12 protein-coding genes are annotated in these 14,920 nt (G+C 70.1%); all 12 read left to right on the plus strand.

The window, feature by feature from the left end; genetic code table 11:
• Positions 1-76: 76 nt before the first annotated feature.
• The 12 genes from ACQP0P_RS24155 to ACQP0P_RS24210 all read left to right on the plus strand — a co-directional run bounded on the left by ACQP0P_RS24155 (position 77) and on the right by ACQP0P_RS24210 (position 14,890).
• On the plus strand, positions 77-1,363 hold the full coding sequence (locus ACQP0P_RS24155; RefSeq protein ID WP_433381259.1) for an ATP-grasp domain-containing protein: 1,287 nt from the start codon (positions 77-79) through the stop codon (positions 1,361-1,363).
• Between the two features lie 7 nt (positions 1,364-1,370).
• On the plus strand, positions 1,371-2,528 hold the full coding sequence (locus tag ACQP0P_RS24160; RefSeq protein WP_433381262.1) for a GNAT family N-acetyltransferase: 1,158 nt from the start codon (positions 1,371-1,373) through the stop codon (positions 2,526-2,528).
• Positions 2,528-3,757 carry an ATP-grasp domain-containing protein gene (locus tag ACQP0P_RS24165; protein ID WP_433381265.1) on the plus strand — a complete coding sequence of 410 codons (1,230 nt, stop codon included), beginning with the start codon at positions 2,528-2,530 and terminating at the stop codon, positions 3,755-3,757. Before ACQP0P_RS24160 ends, ACQP0P_RS24165 begins: the two co-directional genes overlap by 1 nt.
• 38 nt (positions 3,758-3,795) lie before the next feature.
• Positions 3,796-5,076, plus strand: a complete 1,281-nt coding sequence (locus tag ACQP0P_RS24170) for an ATP-grasp domain-containing protein (protein WP_433381268.1) — start codon at positions 3,796-3,798, stop codon at positions 5,074-5,076.
• 294 nt (positions 5,077-5,370) lie between these two features.
• Positions 5,371-7,137, plus strand: a complete 1,767-nt coding sequence (locus tag ACQP0P_RS24175; protein ID WP_433381271.1) for an ABC transporter ATP-binding protein — start codon at positions 5,371-5,373, stop codon at positions 7,135-7,137.
• The gene (locus ACQP0P_RS24180) at positions 7,130-9,040 is read left to right on the plus strand and encodes an ABC transporter ATP-binding protein (RefSeq protein WP_433381274.1); all 1,911 of its coding nucleotides are present in this window, start codon (positions 7,130-7,132) and stop codon (positions 9,038-9,040) included. Before ACQP0P_RS24175 ends, ACQP0P_RS24180 begins: the two co-directional genes overlap by 8 nt.
• Before the next feature lie 6 nt (positions 9,041-9,046).
• Entirely contained in the window at positions 9,047-9,298 is a 252-nt protein-coding gene (locus ACQP0P_RS24185) for a hypothetical protein (protein ID WP_433381277.1), read from the plus strand.
• Positions 9,299-9,359: 61 nt separating this feature from the next.
• Positions 9,360-9,785, plus strand: coding sequence for a FixH family protein (locus ACQP0P_RS24190; RefSeq protein WP_433381280.1), 426 nt, complete (start codon positions 9,360-9,362; stop codon positions 9,783-9,785).
• 7 nt (positions 9,786-9,792) lie between these two features.
• Positions 9,793-11,064, plus strand: coding sequence for a pyridoxal phosphate-dependent aminotransferase (locus ACQP0P_RS24195; RefSeq protein WP_433381283.1), 1,272 nt, complete (start codon positions 9,793-9,795; stop codon positions 11,062-11,064).
• Positions 11,061-11,282, plus strand: coding sequence for a heavy-metal-associated domain-containing protein (locus ACQP0P_RS24200; protein ID WP_433381286.1), 222 nt, complete (start codon positions 11,061-11,063; stop codon positions 11,280-11,282). Before ACQP0P_RS24195 ends, ACQP0P_RS24200 begins: the two co-directional genes overlap by 4 nt.
• Positions 11,283-11,465: 183 nt before the next feature.
• Positions 11,466-13,772 carry a heavy metal translocating P-type ATPase gene (locus ACQP0P_RS24205; protein ID WP_433382044.1) on the plus strand — a complete coding sequence of 769 codons (2,307 nt, stop codon included), beginning with the start codon at positions 11,466-11,468 and terminating at the stop codon, positions 13,770-13,772.
• A gap of 158 nt (positions 13,773-13,930) precedes the next feature.
• Positions 13,931-14,890, plus strand: a complete 960-nt coding sequence (locus ACQP0P_RS24210) for a GNAT family N-acetyltransferase (RefSeq protein ID WP_433381289.1) — start codon at positions 13,931-13,933, stop codon at positions 14,888-14,890.
• Positions 14,891-14,920 lie beyond the last annotated feature (30 nt).

Here is a 14,920-nt window from a genome sequence, read left to right on the forward strand (position 1 = left end):
CCGCTTCGGCGCAGACCTCGACGCAGGCACCGAGGCGGCCACATCGAGCACAGCCGCGGCAAAGAACGGAGCGCCGATGACAGGCGACGGCACGATTTTGGCGGGCACCGTCGTCCTCATCGGCGGCAGAGCCCAGCGGGAGTTCACTGTCTTGCACCAGCTGGGCTACCGGATCTTGCACTTGGACCGGCGCGTGCCGCTGCACTGCATGCCGTGGGCCGATGTGCCGGTCGACGTGGACGTCGACGACTGGGAGCTGGTGTTCAAAGTGGTCCGCGACCAGCTCGACGGGGTCGCCCCCGCGGCCGTCCTGACCCACGTGGAGCCCCGGATCCCGCTGATGGCCCACCTGGCGGGCCGGCTGCTCGCCGACCCCAGAGGGCTCAGCCTCGAGGCGGCGTGGAACTGCCACGACAAATGGCGGACCCGCAACCGGCTGCGCGAGGCGGGAATCGCCGTGCCCGCCTTCGGCCTGGCCGACGACGCCGACGACGCCGCACGGATCGCCGCCGACATCGGCCTGCCAGTGGTCGTCAAACCCCGAGACGGGGCCGGCGCCTTCGGCGTCCGGCACTGCCTCACCCCGCAGGAGGTCCGGCAAGCGGCCTCGGCCGTCCTGGCCGAGGCCGGGTCTGGAACCCAGCCCGGGGTCCTGGTCGAGGAGTACGTCGACGGACCCGAGTACGCTGTGCAGACCCTGACCCAGCACGGCCGCACCCGGCTGCTGAGCGTCTTTCGCCAGCACATGACCGAGCCGCCGGTGTTCGTCGAAACCGGTTACGAACATCCCAGCGGGCTCGGCACCGGTGACGAGGCGGCCCTGGGCGACCTCGTCGCCTCGGCCCTGGCCACGCTAGGGGTGAGCGACTGGGTCAGCCACACCCAGGTCCGCCGCGGACCGGACGGATTTCGCATCGTGGAGGTCAACGCCCGCCGCCCAGGCGGCCGGCTGGTGGAGATGACGGCCGCGGTGTCGGGCGTCGACATGACCCGGGCGGTCTCCCAGCTCGCCCTCGGGCTCGCGGTCAGCGCCGAGCGGCCACAGGCCACGCACGCCCTGTACAGCAGCGTCGTTTTCGACGAGCCCGGCTTCGTGACCTACCACACGGGAATCGACGTGTCGGATCTCGTCCAGGCGACGGCGCCGATCGTCGAGATCGAGGTCGCACCGGGCGAACCGGTGCTGCCGGCCGACCACCCCGAAGGCGGGGTGTACGGCCGGATCGTGGTCTTCGGCCACGCGGCCGCCGACGTCGCCGACGGTGTCCGCCGTATCAGGCAGGCGCTCGGGCTGCGGGTGAACCGGCTCGACGGCCTGGCCTGTCAGGAATCAGACAGCCGCGAATTCAAGTCCTGTTGCTGAGGTGATCGTGACCAGTCATGCGACGACACTGGCAGGCCCCGACGTGCTCGGCGAGCCGGCCGATCGCTACCGGGTGGAACTCGTCCGCAGCGTGGCCGGCATCGACCGCGCCACCTGGAACGACGTGGTGACCCGGTGCCAGGGCGCGATCTTCTACGCCTGGGAGTGGCTCGCCGCCTTCGAGGAGGCCCCCCCGGGCGTTTTCGAGCCCGCACACCTGCTCGCCTACGCCGGCCGGGAACTGGTGGGCGTGTGCCCGGCCTACCTGGTCCATCAGTGCCCGCGCCTGGAGTACGTCTTCACTCTCGGCGCGCCGGTCGCGCTGCGGGCGGGTGGCCCCATCCTGCTCGCGCACAGCCTCGCGGGACTGCGCGGCGGTCCGCTGGCACTGCCCGGCCACCGGGCCGCCGCGCACGCGCTGGTCACCGGCCTGGAACGCGCGGCCACCGCGCTGGGGGCGTGGGCCTGGGGGGTCGCGAACGCCCCGGCCGACGACCTGACCGGACGGCTGCTGGGGCAGGGATACGCGACCGCGCACCTGACCACTGCCTACCGGCTCGACACCACCTGCACCACACCGGCGCAGCACTGGGACACCCTGCCCGGACGCCGCCGGCGCAGGCTGCGACGTGAACAACGCCAGGGCGCCGAAGGCCTGGTCATCGCCGAAGCCCGGCCGCAGGCCACCACGATGGTCCGGCTCGCGCACGCCGTACTGCGTGAGCACGACACCCCCGTCGAGGTGCTGCCCGAACACTACCTGCGGGCCCTCAGCCGCCACCTGCGGCCGTACGAGAGAACGATCGTCGCCGCCGACGAGGCGGGTGAGGTACTGGCCATGTTCGGCGGGTGGCAGTTCGGCGGGGAGTGGGCGCTGTGGATCGCGGGCCTGCAGACCGGGCACTACGCCGTCTTCGAGCCGTACCATTCGATGATCGCCCACAGCATCGAGGCGGCGATCACCACCGACACCCGCGTGCTCAACCTCGGCCGGGGCAACGGGGTGGTCAAACGCCGCTACGGCGCGATGGGCACTCCTCTCTTCCTCACCCTGAAGGCGGCCGACCGGAGCAGCAACGCGCTGCTGCACGCCTGGTGCCGGCAGGTGGAGATCCGCAGCCAGGCCTCCGCGCACGGGCTCGGCGTGGCGAGCAGGTGCTGCTGATGTCCGAGCCGATGTCCGAGCCGGCCGACGACAGGCGGCCAAGCCTGGTGTGCGTGTCGGGCCGCCGGATCGTGCAGGTGCTGGCGCAGATGGACGTGCGCACGGTACTGCTCGGCGACCCCACGCCGCTCGACCTCACCTGTGCCGTCGATGTGCCGCTGGACCTTGACCTCGACAACTGGCCGGCGGCCGAGACCGCGCTGCGGCGGCTGCACGACGCCCATCCCGTCGAGGCCGTGCTGAGCGTCTACGACGCCCATCTTCCCCTGGCCAGCTTCCTGGCCGCCCGCCTGGACGTGGCCGGACTGGCCTTGGCCGCGGCACTGAACTGCCACGACAAGCTGCGCATGCGCCTGGCCCTGCAAGCCGACGATATCCCCGGGCCGGCCTACGCCCTCGTCGCCGACCCCAGCGAGGCGCAGGCCATCGCGCGGCGGCTGGGCCACCCGGTGCTGATCAAGAAGATCATCGCGGCCGCGGGCCGGGGCACCCGGCTGTGCCGCGACCCGAAAGAGGTCGCCGAGGCGGTGGTGGCGCTGCGCGACGAGTCGAATCCCAATCTCCTCATCGAGGAGTACATCGACGGGCCGGAGTACGCCGTGCAGACCCTCACCGCCGGCGGCGTCACCGAGGTGGTCAGCGTGCTCGCCCAGCACACCGCGCCCGGCCCGCGGCCGCTCGAAGTCGGCTACGACTTCCCCAGCGGGCTGGGGGAGCGCGGCGAGCACGAGATGGGCCGGTTCGTCGCCGCGACCCTGCGCGCGCTCGGCTTCGACAACGGAATCGCCCACACGCAGATCCGGCTGGGCCGCTCGGGCCCGGCGGTGATCAATGTCAGCGCTCGTCCCCCCGGCGGGCAGCTGTGCGCGGTCACCGAGGCGGTCTGCGGTGTGGACATGGTCCGGGCCGCGGCGGAGGTGGCCCTTGGCCGACCCGTCACCCGCCGGGCGCCAGTGGCCCGATACGCCCGCTACCGCTGCGTCACCTTCGACGCCTCCGGAACCGTCGGCTATGACCCGCGGGCGCTCACCGACGCCGAAGACGCCGCTCCCTCGCCCGTGGTCTCCATGGACGTCGAGCCAGGGGAGCGGGTGCTGGCCCTGGAGCACCCCGACGGCGGGGTGTACGGACGCGTCGTCGTCTACGCCGACACCGAAAACCCGCTGGCACCCGCCTACCGGCGCATCATCGACACCCTCCGGCCGCACATCGACCAGGCCACGAGCTAGCCCCATGCGACACCCCATATGAGGACGGTGACCTCCACGTGTCAAAGAACGCAGGACCGCACGCGCCAGGCGACAGGACGCGGGTACTCGTCCTCGGTGGCCGACGCACCGTCACGATGCTCAAGGAACGCACCACCTACGAGGTGGGCTTCGCCGACGAGTCCATCTCCTTCGACCTGCTCGCGGCGGCCGACATCCCGATCGAGGTCGATTTCGACGACTGGGAGGCGGTGGTGGCACAGGTCCGGCGCGTGCACGCCCTGCGGCCCTTCACCGCGGTGGTCAGCCAGGTCGACCGCCTCGTCCCGCTGGCCGGCATGCTGCGCGAGCGGCTGGGACTGACCACCGGCATCACCAGCGAGGCGGCCTGGAACTGCAACGACAAGGCGGCGACCCACCGGCGCCTGGCCGAGGCCGGCATCGACGTGACGCGGCACCGGGTCGTTCGCGACGCGAAGGAGGGGGTGAGCGCCGCCCAGGAGATCGGCCTGCCCGTCATCGTCAAACCCCGGGACGCCTCCAGCGCGGCCGGGCTCATGCACTGCGCCACCGCCAACGAGGTTTCCACGGCTGTGACGGACATTCTGGAGGGCGGTCGCGACAGCGCGCTCGTCGAGGAGTATCTGATCGGTCCCGAGATCGGCGTGTTCGCCAGCCGCGCGGACGGTCGGACGAAGATCCTGTACGTGTTCACCGGCGAGGTCGGCCCACCACCGAAATTCGTCAAGCTGGGAGGCTGGTTCCCCAGCGCCCTGGCCGAAGAGGAGCACTCCCGGCTCGGCGAGCTCACCGAACGGGTCCTGTCCGCCCTCGGGCTCGACAACTGGGTGGCGCTGCTGCAGTTCATCCTCACCGACGACGGGCCGAAGGTCGTCGAGGTCAACCCACGGGTGTCGGGAGGACAGGGCGTCGCGCTCATCGCGGCGACCACCGGATACGAGCTGACGCTGGCGGCGGTGGAGGCCGCCCTGGGCCGGCAGATCCAGCCCGACATCCCGCAGGCGGCCGTCGGGATGTACCACAGCATCGTCTTCGAGAAGGAAGGAAGGCTGTGGTACCGCGAGGAGGCCCTGCGCGCCATCGAGGGCCTGGAGTCGCCGGTGGCACCCGTGATCGAGCTCGACGTCAGCCCCGGGGAGGCGGTCTTGGCGATCAACCACCCGCGCGGCGGGACCTTCGGCCGCATCGTGGTGGCCGGCAACAGCCGTGAAGAGGTCACCCGCGACCACGAACGGATCATGAAACAGCTGGATCTGCGTGTCGAGCCGCTGGAGAACGCCGAAGACGAGGTCGACAAACCGCACACCTCCTGCTGCTGACGCTCGCCGGTTCGACAGGGGGTCGCGGTTCCTTGACGAGGCCCAGAGGATCTGATTCGATAATCTTGGAATTAGTAAATCAGCAAGGAGGACGACATGGCGGAAGACATGATCGGCTCGGGCTGCTGTGAGACCAGCGGGATCGAGGACGCAGCCGAAGACGGCGCCGAATGCAGCTGCGCCTGTGCGTGCTGCGACTAGGCCACGGCCACCACGGGTAACCAGGCGCGGTCCGCGCCCCCACGGGTGTGGACCGCGCCGCACGCCGCAGGCCCGGCCAGAAGGAAGAGGGACGTGAAAGAGTCACTTCACGCGCTACGTTTCATCTACGGCTACCCGCTCCGCTACCGCGGCGCGATGATCGTGGCCACGGCCACCATGCTGGCCGGACTGCTGAGCACCATCGCCATCCCCCTGATCATCCGCGTCGCGATCGACACCGGCGTGCTGGGAGGCGATCCCGGCCTGCTACTCGGGGTCGCCCTGGGAGTCCTCGCCATCGGTGCGGCCTCGGCGGCTCTGCTCCACCTGGGCAAGCAGCTGCGCTTCAACGTCGCGAGCAAGGCCGTCAACGACCTACGCCACGACCTGTTCCGCAAGCTCCTGCACCTGGGGCCCGCCGACACGGCCGAGGCCGCCGGCGGCCGGGCGCTGACCCGCCTGGTCTCCGACGCGGTCTTCGTACGCGGCCTCACCAACGGCGGGATCCTGGAACTGATCAACCAGATCCTCGTCACCTCGGTGATGTACCTGGTGGCGCTGCTGATCGATGTGCGCACCACGCTGATCGCCTCCATTCCCCTGACGATCGTGATCCTTGGCAACCTGACCGTCCAGGGGCGCCTGTCACGAGTGTTCGGCGAGGTGAAGGGACAGTTCACCAACCTGCTGTCGGGCGTCGGGGAATCCCTGTCCAACATCGGGGTGGTGAAGTCCTTCGGCCGCGAGGACGCCGCCTCCGATCGGCTCCACAAGATCAACGAAGAGCTCTCCGCCCGCAGGGGCAGCATGAAGACCACTTACAGCCGGTGGGAGGCCATCCTCAACGTCGTGGGCGCACTGCCCACCCCCATCGCCCTGTGGCTGGGGGGAAACGCGGTCGTCGACGGCCAGATCACCGTGGGCAGCCTCGTCGCCCTCACCGCGCTGATCATGATGGTCCAGATGAGCATGCACATGGTGACCATGCACGCGAACGGAATCTTTCGCTCGGTGGTCATCGCGCAACGACTACTGCGAATCATCGACGCGCGGCCCGTGCTGACCGTGGAACCGCAGACCCTGCCCATGCCGGCGCCCGGCGGCGCGCTGTCGGCCACCGGCCTCGCCGTCGAGATCGGCGAGCGGCGGGTCCTCGACGACGTCAGCCTGACCGTGCGGGCCGGCGAGGCGGTCGCCCTGGTCGGGCCTACCGGCAGCGGCAAGACGACCCTGCTGCACGCGCTCGCCCGGCTGCGAGACACCCAGGCCGGGGTCGTGGCCTACGACGGCGTCGACGTCCGTGGCTATGACCTGGAGTCGATACGGCGACAGGTCGTGTGCCTGCCGCAACGGCAGTGGATCTTCGAGGGGACGCTGGCCGACAACATCGGCTTCGCCCGGCCCGGCGCGACACCGGAACAGATCGCCGAGGCGGCGGCCGCCGCCGGCCTCGGCGACTTCCCGCTGACCCGCACGCTCGCCGCCAACGCCGTTGACCTGTCGGCCGGCGAACGCCAGCGCGTGGGCCTGGCCCGCGTACTGCTGGTCAATCCCGCGGTCCTGCTGCTGGACAACCCCACCGCGAACCTCGACGCCGAAACCGAGGCCGAACTGCTCGACACCATCGTGCGGGTCCGGCAGGGCCGCACGCTCATCATCGCCACCCAGCAACTCGCCGTCACCCGGTACGTCGACCGCGTCATCGCGCTCAGGAACGGCGCGCTGGTGCCCCCCGACTCCCTCACCGACGAGACGGCTGACGACCAGACCGACACGGCGGGCGGCGAGGCGGGCGGCGGGGCGGCGAGTCGGCCGCTGGCGCCGGCCGGCGTACAGGAAGGAGGCCAGGGCAATGGCTGAGACGGCTGTGCCGACGGCCACCCTCGACCCGGGCGAGGTCAACCAGACACTCCGCCGGGCGGTGCGGCGCTTCCTTCCCTACCTGAGGCCCCACGCCGGATGGATCGCCCTGGCGACCCTGGTGACCATCCTCAGCTCCGTCATGACGATCGCCCAGATGTACGCCGTGATGCTCGGCGTGGGCCACATCGTCACGGGCAACATGGAAGCCGTCGCCGGAACGGCGATCAACCTGGTGGTCCTCGCGGTCCTGGACAACATCATCCGCATCACCTACAACATCGCGATGATCCGGGTCAACGAGCGGATCACCGTCACCCTGCGCAACGACCTCGTGGCCCGGCTGCACAACGTCCAGCTGTCGCGTCATGTCTCCCAGGCCAGCGGGACCTGGGTCACCCGGGTCCTGTTCGAGGCCGAACGGTTCCGCGGATACATCACCAAGACCGGTATGGAACTCGTGCAGAGCGCCGTGTGGTTCATCGCCTTCGCGGTGTTCCTGCTCGCCCTCAGTCCCGGGGTGGCCCTGCCGACGCTCGTGGTCATCCCGCTCATGGTGCTCATCGCGCTGCGCTGGACCCGCCATCTCAAGGCCGACACCCGTCACCAGCGCGAGGCGTGGGACGGCATGGTCGGCTACCTCAACCAGCGCATCGACGGCCTCGCCGACATCCGCGCCTTCGGCCGCGAGGACACCATGATGGCCGACCTGGAGCAGCGATCGGCCCGCTACACGGCTGTCCACAACAGACTCTCCACCAAACGGCTCTGGCTGACCTCCTACCTCGGCTTCACCGTCCACATCGCCCTGGCACTGCTGATCTTCTTCGGCGGCCTTCAGATCATCAACGGCCACCCGCTCGGATCAGGCTTCTTCTTCGACCTGGCCGCCGGCATGATGCCGATGACCTGGATGCTGCTGGGTACCGACACGATGATGGCCTCGATGGGCATGGCCCAGGGCGCCGCCCTGGCCGCGGGCACACTGGCCGCGTTCGCGCTGTTTTCCAAGCGAATGCTCAACCCGGTCCGCGACGTCGCCAACCAGCTGGGCCAGGCCTCCGACATGGCGGTCTCGGCCCAGCGCATCCTTGAGGTGCTGGACCTGCCGGAAGAGGACGACACCGGCTACCCGCTGCGTGAGGTCCGGGGCCATCTGCAGATCGGCCGCGTGGGATTCGGCTACGACGACGGGACACAGGTCCTGCACGACGTGTCGCTGGAGGCCCGCCCCGGCGAACACGTCGGTGTCGTCGGCGCCAGCGGTGCCGGCAAGAGCACGCTCATGCAGCTGCTGGTCCGCTTCTACACGCCCACCTCGGGCACGATCCGCATCGACGGCCACGACCTGTCACAGGTGACCAAGTCCTCCGTACGCGAGCAGATCCTGCTGGTCACCCAGGAGGCTCAGCTCTTCGACGGGACCGTGGCGGAGAACATCCGCTTCGGCCGCCCCGACGCGACCGAGGAGGAGATCGTCGAGGCCGCCCGCGCGCTGGGCGCGCACGAGGTGATCGCCGAACTCGGCGACGGCTACCAGACCAGGGTGGGCGAGCGCGGCTCCCGGCTCTCCGCCGGGGAGCGGCAACTCGTCGCCCTCACCCGCGCCATGCTCGCCAACCCCAAAGTGATCATCCTTGACGAGGCGGTGTCCAGCGTGGACCCGGCCCGGCAGCTGACCGTCCTGGCGGCGATTCGGCGGCTGCTGGAAGGGCGCACCGCGATCGTCGTGGCCCACTGGCTGACCCTCGTCGAGGACCTCGACCGCGTCTTCGTCCTCGAAGAAGGCCGGATCGTCGAGTCCGGCACGCCGGTGGAGCTTCTCACCCGCGACAGCCGCCTCGCCGAACTGTGCAAAGTCCAGACCGGAGAAAACACCGCACAACCCGCTGGAAGGAAGTAGAGCCCCATGTCTGTCACCGAGCAGAACCTCGGCCAGCTGTTCTGGGCGGCCGCCCAAAGCGAGCCGCTGCCCGCCGCCAAGCCCGAGGCCAAGAGCTCGTGCTGCGGCTCCAGGCCCGCAGCCAAAACCGCCGCCGAGGCCACGGCTGAGACCGGGACAGCCCCGGCCGCGAAGCCCGCGAAGGCCTCGTGCTGCGGCCCCAGGCCCGCAGCCGAGACCGAGGCCGCCCCGGCCGCGAAGAGTTCGTGCTGCGGATAACAGCCGCCCGCGGGCAGCGCACCGCGCGACCGACCGAGGAACCCAGGACAGGAGGCAGGCGATGAACAGGCGCTCACTTCGGACCGTGGCAGCCGCGGCCATCGCGATCGTCACCGCGGCGGGCTGCACGCAGAGCCGGGCCGACGACACCAGGTCGCCGGCCGAATGCCTCACCCAGCAGCAGAACGCCGGTCTCACGGTGCAGCTCACCACCGATCCCTGTCCCGCAAAGGGCGGGACGGCCACCACCGCACAGTTCACGATCAAGGACTCCGCCGGAGCCGTCGTCCAAGACGCCGAGGTGAAGGTCAACTACGACATGCCCAGCATGAACATGCGCGGCGGGCAGCAGACGGCCACCCGCAAGGGCGACGCGTACGAGTCCAAGCTCGTGCTGGGCATGTCCGGCTACTGGGTCCTGAACGTGCAGGTCAGCCACGGCTCGAATCCACCGGCAGCGGTCCGGTTCAACATCAGGGCCAGGTAGGGAGAGCATGCTGAGTCGTCGTGCGGCGCAGCTGCCGCCGTCAAGCACAGCGGCACTCGACACCCGCGCCAAACAGCTCGCCGAAGACGGCGTCGACGTCATCAACCTCACCGGCGGCGAGGTCGACTTCCCGACACCACGCGAGGCATGTGAGGGCGGAGCCGCGGCGATCGCCCGGGGCCTCACCCGGTACACGGCCGTGGCCGGCATCTCACCGCTGCGCCAAGCCGTCGCCGCACGACTGACCCACGTGTGGAACGCCCCCTACACGGGTGAGGAGATCATCATCACCAACGGCGCCAAGCAGGCTCTCGCGAACGCCTTCGCGACCCTGCTGGACCCGGGTGACGAAGTGATCATCCAGGCTCCGTACTGGGTGAGCTTCCCCCACATGGTCACCCTCGCCGGCGGAACCCCGGTCGTCCTGCCCACCGAAGCCGGCACCGGCTTCAAGATGACGCCGCGAGCCGTCGCCGAACAGATCACCCCGCGTACCAAGGTGCTGCTGATCAACAGCCCTTCCAACCCCACGGGCGTCGTCTACGACCGGGCGGAGCTGGCGGCGCTGGCCGACGTGGCGCTGGGCGCCGGCCTGACCATCGTCAGCGACGAGATCTACGGTGACCTCGTCTACGACGGCGCCGAGTTCGTCAGCGTCGCGTCGCTGGGCCGCGAGGTGCGGGAGCGGACCGTCACGGTCGGCGGATGGTCGAAGACCTTCGCGATGACGGGATGGCGGGTCGGTTTCGCCGCCGCCCCGCCACCCGTGATCGCCGCGATGGCCGCCCTGCAGGGGCACACGACCTCGGCCGCGTCCTCGATCTCCCAGCACGCCGCGCTGACGGTGCTGCGCGAGGAACCGGTCGCCGAGCTCCGGCGGCGGCGCTCGGCGCTGGACGAACGTCGGCGAATCCTGCGCGACGGCCTGGCCGCGCTTCCCGGCCTCCGGCTCGCCGTCGAACCCCAGGGGGCGTTCTTCGCCTTCGTCGACGTGGCGGGCGCCTACGGGCCAAGCCGCCACGGCCAGGAGATCGACAGCGCCGCGGCCTTCGCCGAGCGGCTCCTGCGCGCCGCACGGGTCGCCGTCGTGCCCGGCGCCGACTTCGGCGCCCCGCACCACATCCGGATCTCCTACGTCGCGAGCCCCGAAGCACTCGGCGAGGCACTGGAACGCATCCGCGACTTCCTGTCCGCCGCCCCTGACAGCACGGTCACCACGGCCAGCCGACAACCCTCGGCCGCACACCCCGACACCGGTTGGAAAGGAACAGTCCCATGAGCGTCGTCACCACGTACGCGGTGGAAGGCATGACGTGCGGCGGATGCGCCAAGCGGGTACGAAACGCGCTGGACACCGCCATCCCGGGCCTTGCGGCGATCGACATCGATCCCAAGGCCGGCCGGGTACAGATCAGCGCGGACACCCCCGTCTCCCTGGAAGCCGTCCAGGCCGCAGTGGAGACGAGCGGATACCGCTTCGCCGGAGTCCTTTCGTGAAAAGCAGCGTCAAGGTCGCGGGATTCGTGCTGCTGCTGGCAGTGATCTTCGTGCTCGCCTACGTCCTGGGGACCTTCGTGCCCCCGGTGGAGCTGTAGGCCCGGTGGAAAGGAGATGAGGCCGGTGTCCGGATCGGCTCCGGGGCTCGCGACACGGTCGGAGGTCACGCTGCTGATCGGCGGCATGACCTGCGGCTCCTGTTCGGCCCGTATCGAACGCAAGCTTAACCGTATGCCCGGCGTGCGGGCCGAGGTCAACTTCGCCGTCGAGCAGGCGCACGTCGAACACGACGCCGAGGTCTCCGCCGACGATCTGATCGCCGTGGTGGAGGCCCTCGGCTACAGTGCGGCCCTGCCGACCCCCGAACCGGTCACCGAGGAAGGTACGGAAAGCACCGCGGCCGACGAGCACTCCGGCGACGAGACAGCGGTCGCCCTGCGCCGGCGGCTGGCGATATCAGCGGCCCTGGCCCTACCGGTCGTGGCCATGGCGATGATCACACCACTGCAGTTCACCTACTGGCAGTGGCTGTCGCTGACACTCGCGGCTCCGGTCGCGACCTGGGGGGCGTGGCCCTTCCACATTGCGGCCTGGAAGAACCTCAGACACGGCTCGGCCACCATGGACACGCTGATCTCGCTGGGCGTGATCGCGGCGTTCGGCTGGTCGCTTTACGCGCTGTTCTTCGGGTACGCGGGCCTGCCGGGAATGCAGATGCCCTTCGTGATGCGGCCCATCGCCGGCGAAGGACTGCACCACATCTACCTGGAGGTCGCCGCCAGCCTCACCGTCTTCATTCTCGCGGGACGTTATGCCGAGCACCGCTCCAAGCGCCGCGCCGGGTCGGCACTACGGGCACTGCTGGAGCTCGGCGCCAAGGACGTGGCGGTGCTCAAGGACGGTCAGGAGATCCGCGTGCCCACCGGCCGGCTCGCCGTCGGTGATCTCTTCATCGTCCGGCCGGGCGAAAAGGTCGCCACCGACGGGGTCGTCGTCGAAGGCACCTCCGCGGTGGACGCCTCCATGCTGACCGGTGAGAGCGTGCCGGTCGAGGTAGGGCCGCAGGACCCGGTCGCGGGAGCCACGGTCAACGCCAGCGGGCGGCTGATCGTCCGGGCGACGCGCGTCGGGTCCGACACCCAGCTCGCCCAGATCGCCCGGCTGGTGACGCAGGCACAGGCAGGCAAGGCGCCTGTGCAGCGCCTCGCCGACCGGGTCGCCGCGGTGTTCGTCCCCGTCGTCGTGGCGACAGCCGCCGCCACGTTCGGATTCTGGCTCGGCAACGGCCTCGATGTCGCCGGGGCACTGACCGCCGCCGTCTCCGTCCTCGTCGTCGCCTGCCCGTGCGCGCTCGGCCTGGCGACACCGACCGCGCTTCTCGTCGGCACCGGGCGCGGCGCCCAGCTGGGCATCATCATCCGAGGCCCGGAGATCCTCGAGTCGACGCGGCGAATCGACACCATCGTCTTGGACAAGACCGGGACGGTCACCACCGGCTCCATGCGGCTGGCTGACGTGGTCGCGGCACCCGGCCAGGACACCGACGAGGTGCTCAAGCTCGCCGGCGCGCTGGAGGACGCCTCTGAGCATCCGATCGCGAAGGCCATCGCGGCCGCCGCGCGTGACCGCGCCGGGACGCTGCCCGCCGTCGCCGCGTTCGAGGGCAGCACCGGTTTGGGAGTGCGAGGCGAGGTCGACGGAGTGACCGTCCTCGTCGGCCGGGCCGGCTGGCTGGGTTCCGAACTGTCGATGCCCGCCGAGCTGGAGCAGCACCGAAAAGAGGCCGAAGCGCTCGGCCTGACACCGGTTTTCGCCGGATGGCGGGGACAGGTGCGCGGCATGCTGGCCATCGCCGACACGGTTAAGGCCACCAGCGCCGAGGCCGTGGCCCAGATGCGCAGCCTCGGGCTCACCCCGGTCCTGCTCACCGGTGACAACGAGCGAGCCGCGCGGGCCGTCGCCGCACAGGTCGCGATCGCCGACGTCGAATCCGACGTCATGCCGGCCGACAAGGTGGCCGTGATCAAACGGCTCCAGCGGGACGGTCGCGTGGTGGCGATGGTCGGCGACGGGGTGAACGACGCCGCCGCCCTGGCCCAGGCCGATCTGGGAATCGCCATGGGCACCGGCACGGACGCGGCCATTGAGGCCGGCGACATCACCCTGGTCCGCGGAGATCTGCGCGCGGCGGCCGACGCCGTACGGCTGTCTCGGCGCACGCTGAAGACGATCAAGGGTAACCTTTTCTGGGCCTTCGCCTACAACGTCGCCGCCATCCCGCTGGCCGTGATGGGCATGCTGAACCCGATGATCGCCGGGGCTGCCATGGCGACGTCCAGTGTGTTCGTACTGAGCAACAGCCTGAGACTGCGCCGCTTCCAGGCAGACGCTCAGTCTCCCGCCCCGGGGCCGGCCACCGAACCGCCGGCTGCCGGCACGGCTGCTCCTGGCAGGGCGCTCCAGGCGACCGGCGGGACTAGAAGCGGTTAGCGGGCTCATCACCGCGGAGCGGCGGGAACCTGGGTGTACTACCGCGCCGTGTCCCAGACGTTGAGTGGTTTGTCCCGGATGCTGGAAGCCCAGGACAGACCGGCGGACGCGGTGGCCATGTCGTGGGCGGCACCCACTGAGACGAACGGAGAGGACCGGTGACACGGGAAACGACCGCCGGCGTGCCGATGGCCGTGGTCAGCGTCCAGGAGGCACTGGACGGCAACTGGAAACGGTACCGGCACCAGGTCGACGTCGTGCGTGTGCAAAACCCGCCGACCGGACGCTGGGCGGAGCTCGCCGCCGCAGGCTTCCTTCCCAAACCGCAGGTCGTCGTCTGGCGCGCGGCCACAGCGGGAAGCGAGGAGGAGTTTCTCAACGGCCTGAACAGCAGGGACCGGCGCAACGTCTTCGCGGCACGTCGCCGAGGCCTCGCCGCCGGGTTGCGTTTCGAGGTCCGTCCGGTGTCCCCGGAGCTGCTGGAGGAGTTCCTGCTCCTGTACGAAAGCCAGGTCACCGCGATGCGGCACGGGTGGCTCATCGCCGTCCAGCACCGGGAACGGATCCTGGCCGCGGGCGAACAGTATTTCGCCGCCTGCGCGTGGGACGGCGAAAGCCTTGCCGGGGCGTGCATCAGCCTGCAGTCACGAGACAAGGACGAGGTGCGGGCGCGGTTCAGCGCGGTGGCACCCCAGTACCACGCGACCGGCCTGGCCCGCCTGCTTTACATGGAGGTCATCAAGGAGGCCCGCCGACGCGGGTTCACCTGGGTAAGCCTGGGCAGCGACCCCAACCTCTACGGCCACCTGGCCAAGCCGGGCCTGTTCGGCTTCAAGAGCCGCCTCGGGTTTGTCGCCCTGCCCTCCCACCTCGTTGACCCCGAATCCGGCTCCGACCAGGCCGACCGGATCGTCAACCTTGCTGCCCTCACCGACCCGTCCTTCGTGCTGGCCTACGCCATTGGCCCCGACGGCCGGCCGGAGCGTGGGGCGGCGCTGCGACTGGAGATGTTCAGCTCGATCGAAGGTCTCGACCTGCGGCCCTACAGCCCGGCCTACCTCACCGGCGTGCGAGTGCATCACCTTCGGAAGCCGTCGCTCGACACCACCACCCGATAGTCCGACACATATGGAGACAGCCATGCTCGA

The sequence above is a fragment of the Streptosporangium sp. CA-115845 genome, from assembly GCF_050943795.1.
Classification (GTDB): Bacteria; Actinomycetota; Actinomycetes; order Streptosporangiales; family Streptosporangiaceae; genus Streptosporangium.

Bases quoted from the DNA above. Each gene is read 5' to 3' on its own strand.
- ACQP0P_RS24155 (WP_433381259.1), top strand. From the start codon at position 77: ATGACAGGCGACGGCACGATTTTGGCGGGCACCGTCGTCCTCATCGGC.
- ACQP0P_RS24180 (WP_433381274.1), top strand. From the start codon at position 7,130: ATGGCTGAGACGGCTGTGCCGACGGCCACCCTCGACCCGGGCGAGGTC.
- ACQP0P_RS24200 (WP_433381286.1), top strand. From the start codon at position 11,061: ATGAGCGTCGTCACCACGTACGCGGTGGAAGGCATGACGTGCGGCGGA.
- ACQP0P_RS24185 (WP_433381277.1), top strand. From the start codon at position 9,047: ATGTCTGTCACCGAGCAGAACCTCGGCCAGCTGTTCTGGGCGGCCGCC.
- ACQP0P_RS24195 (WP_433381283.1), top strand. From the start codon at position 9,793: ATGCTGAGTCGTCGTGCGGCGCAGCTGCCGCCGTCAAGCACAGCGGCA.
- ACQP0P_RS24190 (WP_433381280.1), top strand. From the start codon at position 9,360: ATGAACAGGCGCTCACTTCGGACCGTGGCAGCCGCGGCCATCGCGATC.
- ACQP0P_RS24165 (WP_433381265.1), top strand. From the start codon at position 2,528: ATGTCCGAGCCGATGTCCGAGCCGGCCGACGACAGGCGGCCAAGCCTG.
- ACQP0P_RS24205 (WP_433382044.1), top strand. From the start codon at position 11,466: ATGACCTGCGGCTCCTGTTCGGCCCGTATCGAACGCAAGCTTAACCGT.